The sequence below is a fragment of the Streptomyces inhibens genome, assembly GCF_003389455.1.
Classification (GTDB): Bacteria; Actinomycetota; Actinomycetes; order Streptomycetales; family Streptomycetaceae; genus Streptomyces; species Streptomyces inhibens.
In genome coordinates this window covers 1-1,789 of record NZ_QUAC01000301.1, presented here as the reverse complement: position 1 = coordinate 1,789, position 1,789 = coordinate 1, and the positions used below count along the sequence as shown (strand labels likewise).

Here is a 1,789-nt window from a genome sequence, read left to right as displayed (position 1 = left end):
GGCGCGCAGCGCGAGGGTGCGGGGGTCGTGGCGGTGGGGTTCGGCGGCCGCGGCGGTGACGGCGGCGGCCGCCGACTTCGGTGCGAGGCCGAGGGTGGCCTGGGCGCGGGTCAGCGCGGCCTCGGCGTCGAGCAGGGCGCGCAGATACCCGGCGTCGCCGGTGGCGTCGGCCACCGCGGAGCCTGCCCAGGACGGCGCGAGCAGCCCCATGTCGGCGGCCTCACAAGGGAGTTCGGGCGCCGGGTGCCGGTAGCCGGACGGGTCATCGGAAGGCAAGGAAGACCGTCTCCTCGTGTGCGCCGTCCTCGGTCTGCTGCAGTTGGACGTCGAAGCGGTACCGGCCGGGGCCGTCGGGGCGGGCGAGCAGTGTGCTCGCGCGGTCGGCGGGCAGCCGCGCCAGCAGCGGGTCGGCGGCGTTGGCCGTCTCGTGTTCGGGGAAGTAGACGCGGGTGAAGAGGTGGTGGAGCAGTCCGCGGGCGAAGACGCAGACGGCGAGGTACGGCGCGGCCTCCGGGCGCCCGGCGGGGGCGGTGGCGGGCAGGGTGTGGACCGCATAGCGCCCGTCGGCGTCGGTCGGGACGCGGCCGAAGCCGGTGAAGTCCAGGCCGCTTCGGCCGATGACGGCGCCGGTGACCGGGTCCCGGCGGAGCGAGCCGGGCGCGCCGCTGAGGCTGCCGTCCGGGCCCGCCTGCCAGAACTCCAGCAACGCGTCCGGCACCGGGGCGCCGGCTCCGTCCCGTACGTGGCCGTGCACGGTGACCGTGCCGGGGTGGCCGGGCGGTGCGATCCGGTCGCCGCCGGGGAACGGGAGGGCGTAGCCGTAGAAGGGGCCGACGGTCTGGGAGGGCGTGGGGGCGAGCGGTGCGGACAGTGCGTGGGACGGGTCGTGGGTCGCGCCGTGGGACGGGTCGTGGGACGGCTCGTGGTGGGTGCGGGCGGGGGGCATCAGCGGCCTTCCTCGATCCAGGTGGCGGACGGGCCGTCCAGGACGACGTCCCAGCGGTAGCCCAAAGACCGTTCGGGGCGGGACAGTTCGTGGTCGTAGGCGGCCACCAGGCGGGCGCGGGCCGCGGGGTCGGTGACCGAGCTCAGGATCGGGTCGTAGGGGAAGAGCGGGTCGCCGGGGAAGTACATCTGGGTGATCAGCCGCTGGGTGAAGGCCGGTCCGAAGAACGAGAAGTGGATATGGGCCGGGCGCCAGGCGTTGTCGTGGTTGCGCCACGGGTAGGCGCCGGGCTTGACGGTGGTGAACTCGTAGCGGCCCTGGTCATCGGTCAGACAGCGGCCGACGCCGGTGAAGTTGGGGTCGAGCGGGGCGGGGTGCTGGTCGCGCTGGTGGGCGTACCGGCCCGAGGCGTTGGCCTGCCAGATCTCGACGAGCTGGCCGCGTACGGGGCGGCCGGTGCGGTCCAGGATTTGGCCGGTGACGGTGATGCGTTCGCCGAGCGGCTCCCCGGCATGCTGCCGGGTCAGGTCGGCGTCCAGGTCGGTGATGTCCGTGCGGCCGAACGCCGGGCCGCTCAGCTCCACCGCCTCCGGGTCGGCCAGGTGGTCGATCTCGACCAGCGGCCGGTGGGGGTGGCGCGGGGTGCTGCTGCGGTAGGGGGCGTAGTCCCGCGCCGGGTGCTGCGGGGCCGGGGCGCCGGCCGCCCGGTCCCGTTCACCGGCGGCGTGCAGGGCGGCGATCTCGCGGCTGATGTCGGCCTGGGTGGGCAGCGTCGGGGCAGCGGGCTGCGGGCGGGGCGCGGGGACGGACGCGAGGGCGGGGGCGGAGGCCGGGGTGTCGCCG

2 protein-coding genes and 1 pseudogene are annotated in these 1,789 nt (G+C 76.0%); all 3 read right to left on the bottom strand.

The features are described 5' to 3' along the window. Positions 1–210 (bottom strand): annotated as a pseudogene (locus tag DY245_RS33075) (3-carboxy-cis,cis-muconate cycloisomerase); the annotation flags it as partial. Positions 211–262: 52 nt separating this feature from the next. Continuing rightward, entirely contained in the window at positions 263–949 is a 687-nt protein-coding gene (gene pcaG / locus DY245_RS33070; protein WP_425329468.1) for a protocatechuate 3,4-dioxygenase subunit alpha, read from the bottom strand. Further along, a complete protein-coding gene (gene pcaH / locus DY245_RS33065) occupies positions 946–1,716 on the bottom strand; it encodes a protocatechuate 3,4-dioxygenase subunit beta (protein ID WP_128510848.1) in 771 nt (256 codons plus the stop codon). Before pcaH ends, pcaG begins: the two co-directional genes overlap by 4 nt. Positions 1,717–1,789: the final 73 nt, after the last annotated feature.